Origin of the sequence: Ornithinibacter sp., assembly GCF_035443565.1 — a bacterium.
Lineage (GTDB): Bacteria > Actinomycetota > Actinomycetes > Actinomycetales > Dermatophilaceae > Fodinibacter.
The window spans coordinates 1-4,122 of the sequence record NZ_DAORSO010000100.1 but is presented as its reverse complement, the minus strand read 5'-3'; the positions used below and the strand labels follow the sequence as shown (position 1 = coordinate 4,122).

The window sequence follows — 4,122 nt, the reverse complement described above, 5'->3', positions numbered from 1 at the left end:
GGGTCGGTGTGGGGCTCGGCGGCGTCCACGTCGACGGCACCGTGCGGCACTCCTCGCCGTTCAGGCGGGCCCACCGGCAGGCCGTGGCCTGCAGGCGCAGATCCTCGACCCGGGCGTCGGCAGCGGCGCGGTCGTCGACGTCGATGCCCTGCTCGAGGCTGCTCTGGTACGAGGGAGGCAGGTCGTCGACCGCGATGGTCGTCGTGTAGAGGGGGCGCGACAACGAGATCGGCCCCAGCGTCTGGTTCACCCCTTGGTAGACCGTGACGACGCCGTCGTTCCCGCTGAGGTGGTACTGCTGCTGGGACCAGGCGTACGCGGCATACGACCCGCCCGCGAGCACGACCGCCGACACGACCACCAGGGCCAGCAGCCGCAGGACGGTGCCCCCGCGCGAGCGCGGACCCTCCTCGGCGAGGGTGACACCGTCACCCCCGGCGTCGGGCTCGCCACCGCTTCCGGATGCCGCTCGCGTCGCCTCCTGGGTCAGCGCCGCCGCCTTCGCGGCGGGCGTCGTCGGCATCGGCCGGGTGCCCTTCTCGCGCACCGCTGCCGCGCCGACGACCTGCGGCTGGGTCGGGGGCGCCGAGTCGGTGGTGCCGTCGACGATGTCGCTGACGATCACCGTCACGTTGTCCGGGGCGCCGGCGCGCAGGGCGAGGGCCACGAGCCGGTCGGCGCAGTCAGCCGGGCTCCCGGGCGCCGTCAGCACCTCGTGGATGGTGTCGCGGGCGACGTAGTCGGTGAGGCCGTCGGAGGCCAGCAGGTAGCGGTCGCCGATGCGGCCCTGACGCACGACGAGGTCGGGCTCGTCGTCGACGGACCCGGTCAGCACCCGGGTCACGAGCGAGCGCTGCGGGTGGGTCTGGGCCTCCTCGGCGGTGATCCGCCCCTCGTCGACGAGGGTCTGCACGAAGGAGTGGTCCTTGGTGACCTGGGTGACGACCCCATCGCGCACCATGAAGGCTCGCGAGTCACCGATGTGGGCCAGGACGATCTTGTCGCCCGAGCGCAGCATCGCGATGAGGGTGGTGCCCATGCCGTCCAGGCGCGGCTCGGAGCGCACCTCGTTGCCGATGTCGGCGTTCGCGGACAGGATGCGGGCCAGCAGGGCCTCACTGAGGTCGCGCCCGCTGAGGGCCTCGTCGTCGAGGGAGACCAGCCCGGCGATCACCGTCGAGCTCGCGACGTCACCGCCCGCGTGACCGCCCATGCCGTCGGCGAGGGCGAGCAGGTGCGGCCCGGCGTAGGCGGAGTCCTCGTTGTTGGACCGGACCATGCCGACGTCCGAGCGGGCGGCGTAGTGGAAGGCGAACGGCATCCGTCACCTCTGCAGTTCGACGACGGTCTGGCCGATCCGCAGCACGCTGCCGACGGCGACCTCGCGCGGCTCGGTCAGGCGGTTCGCGCCGAGGAACGTGCCGTTGGTCGAGCGGAGGTCCTCGACCTGCCACGTGCCGTCGTCGGCCTGGAAGATGCGGGCGTGGCGGCCCGAGACGTAGTCGTCGTCGAGCACGAGGGCGCACTCGGGGCTGCGACCGATGAGGGTGCCGGCTGGGCGCAGCGGCAGGGTCGTGCCGGCGAGCTGCCCGGCCGTCACCGTGAGCCGGGTCGGGCCCTTGCCGCCACCGCGACGGCCGAAGCGCCCGCCTCGAGCGGGGGCCGGGGCCGGTGCTGGGACGACCGCGCCCCCGGCTGCAGGGCCGGCCGCCACCGCAACGGGTGCGGGCTTGGCCGGCTTCGCGGCCTTGGCCCTGCCCGAGGAGCGCCGGCCGACGCGCGTGCCGTACAGGTCACCGCGCAGGACGCCGACGATGGCGAACACGAAGAACCACAGCAGCACGAGCAGGCCGAGCCGCATGAGGGTGATGGTCAGCTCGCTCAGCACGCCGACGTCACCTCCGCCCACCACGGAACGTGATCGACGTGCGGCCCACGGTGATGCGGTCGCCGTCCTGGAGGTGTTCGCTCGTGATGCGCTCGCCGTTGACGTAGGTGCCGTTCGTCGAGCCGAGGTCGCGGATCGTCGTCACGAAGCGCGGGCCGTCGGTCGTGACGCGAAGCTCGCTGTGCCGGCGGGAGATGCCCGGGTCGTCGAGGATGATGTCGGCGACGTCGTCACGGCCGAGGATCGTGATGGCCCCCATGAGCGGGTAGCGCTCGCCGTCGACGTCGAGCCAGGGGCGGTCGGCCGGGTTGACCCGCCGCGGAGCCGCGGCGACCGGCGGTGCCGGAGTGGGTTCGGGCTCGCGGGCGACGGGTGCCCGCGGTGCGCGAGCGACCGGCGCAGCGGGTGCAGGCGGAGCCGCCGGGGGCGGGACCGCGGCGCGCGGCGCGACGTGAGCGGGAGGTGGGCCAGCGGCATCCGGCGTGCTCGGCCGGTGCACCGCGCGCTCCGAGCCGGTGGTGCCGGTCGCCCGGGGGCGCGACGCCTTGGACGGGCGGATGCGGAAGACCCCGGTCTCGAGGTCGTCGTGCTCCTCGAAGATGATGTCGAACGGGCCGGCGGGCTGGTAGCGCTGCCCCTCGCAGTGCTCCTCGGCGGCGGCGACGAGATCCATCTCGACGTCGGCCAGGTCGGGGTGCAGCCGGTCGTAGTCGCCGGGGGAGAGCTCGACCGTGAAGACGTTCGGCACGATGGCCCGGCCCGAGCTGCTCACGGCGCGGTCGTCCATGGCGCGGCGGATCGTGCTGGCGATCTCGACCGGGTGCACGGCCGAGCGCAGGTGCTTTGCGAACGTGCCCTGCACGGCGCGCTCGATGCCGGCCTCGAGTCGATCGAACAGACCCACGGAGCACCTCCTGCACGGTTTTGGGGACGGTCGATTTGTCAGCCTATCCGTCACGGCTGGGAGATCTCCGACAGCGCGGCCCCGTACCGTGGACGGATGAACGACGGCGTGCAGGTGATCGTGCCCCGCGAGGTGCCCCTCGGGGGGCTGCGGTCGATGACGGTGCGGCGCACGCTGCCCGCCAGGGAGCGCTCGTTCGTCGGCGCCTGGTGCTTCGTCGACCACTACGGGCCCGATGACGTCGAGGTGACCGGGGGCATGGACGTCGCGCCGCACCCGCACTGCGGACTGGCGACGGTGTCGTGGCTGTTCACCGGTGAGGTCGAGCACCGCGACTCGCTCGGGACGGTCGCGACCGTGCGCCCGGGGGAGGTCAACCTCATGACGGCCGGGCGCGGCATCTCGCACTCGGAGGTGTCGACGGCTGGGACGGCTGTTTTGCACGGGGTGCAGCTGTGGGTGGTGCTTCCGGCGGAGTCGGCCGGGTGCGAGCCGCGCTTCGAGCACCACGTGCCTGCTGTGGTTTCGGTGGCGCCGGGGGTTTCGGCGTCGGTGTTCGTGGGGTCGCTGTTCGGGTCGACGTCGCCCGTTTTGGTGGAGACGCCGCTGGTCGGGGCGGAGGTCGCGCTGGAGCCCGGTGCCGTCGTGGACGTGCCGGTGGATGCCGGGTTCGAGCTGGGGGTGCTCGTCGACTCTGGCTCGGTGGTGTTCGAGGGGCAGCGCCTGGCGCGCGGTGAGCTCGGGGTGGTCGAGGCAAGCGACTGTGGTGGCGGTTCTGGGCGGGTCGGTGAGTCGGATGCCGGGGGTGCGCCACGGCATCCGGGTTCCCTTGCGCTGGAGGCTGGTTCGGACGGCGCGCGGGTGGTGGTGCTCGGGGGCGAGCCGTTCGCCGAGGAGGTCGTCATGTGGTGGAACTTCATCGGGCGCTCGCACGACGAGGTCGTGGCGGCCCGCGAGGAGTGGGAGGCGTCGGGCGTGCCGGGGGCATCCGTGGGGCGCTTCGGGTCGGTGCAGGGTTATGTCGGTGAGGTGTCGCGGATCCCGGCGCCCGGGCTGCCCGGGGTGCGGCTGCGGTCTCGGGGCAACCGTTCAGCGGGGGGCCGATCGCGCGGCTGAGCGCGCTCTTGGCCCTCCTGTCGCCTCGGCGCACGGGCGGACCCGGGCGTGGTTGGGCCGTCAATGGCGGGGCCGCTTTGGAGCATCGGCCCTTCATCGGGCACACTGTGTCTGCTCGCATGAGCACCACGCGCAAGTGGCGGAACGGCAGACGCGCTGGCTTCAGGTGCCAGTGTCCGAAAGGGCGTGGGGGTTCAAATCCCCCCTTGCGCAC

At 73.1% G+C, this 4,122-nt stretch carries 4 protein-coding genes and 1 tRNA gene; 2 read left to right on the top strand and 3 right to left on the bottom strand.

All coding sequences use genetic code 11. The features are described from left to right. The 3 genes from PLL68_RS10480 to PLL68_RS10470 all read right to left on the bottom strand — a co-directional run. On the bottom strand, positions 1–1,321 hold a 1,321-nt coding region (locus PLL68_RS10480), incomplete at its 3' end, for a PP2C family protein-serine/threonine phosphatase (RefSeq protein ID WP_324533838.1). Between the two features lie 3 nt (positions 1,322–1,324). Continuing rightward, the gene (locus tag PLL68_RS10475) at positions 1,325–1,888 is read right to left on the bottom strand and encodes an FHA domain-containing protein FhaB/FipA (protein ID WP_324533836.1); all 564 of its coding nucleotides are present in this window, start codon (positions 1,886–1,888) and stop codon (positions 1,325–1,327) included. Between the two features lie 7 nt (positions 1,889–1,895). Continuing rightward, positions 1,896–2,792 (bottom strand): FHA domain-containing protein, encoded by an 897-nt coding sequence (locus PLL68_RS10470; protein WP_324533834.1) that lies wholly within the window; start codon positions 2,790–2,792, stop codon positions 1,896–1,898. Positions 2,793–2,888: 96 nt separating this feature from the next. Here PLL68_RS10470 and PLL68_RS10465 point away from each other — a divergent pair, with 96 nt between their 5' ends. Both PLL68_RS10465 and PLL68_RS10460 read left to right on the top strand, forming a co-directional pair. Next, positions 2,889–3,908, top strand: a complete 1,020-nt coding sequence (locus PLL68_RS10465) for a pirin family protein (RefSeq protein WP_324533832.1) — start codon at positions 2,889–2,891, stop codon at positions 3,906–3,908. 130 nt (positions 3,909–4,038) lie between these two features. Beyond that, positions 4,039–4,121, top strand: a tRNA-Leu gene (locus PLL68_RS10460). The last annotated feature ends 1 nt before the right edge of the window (position 4,122 follow it).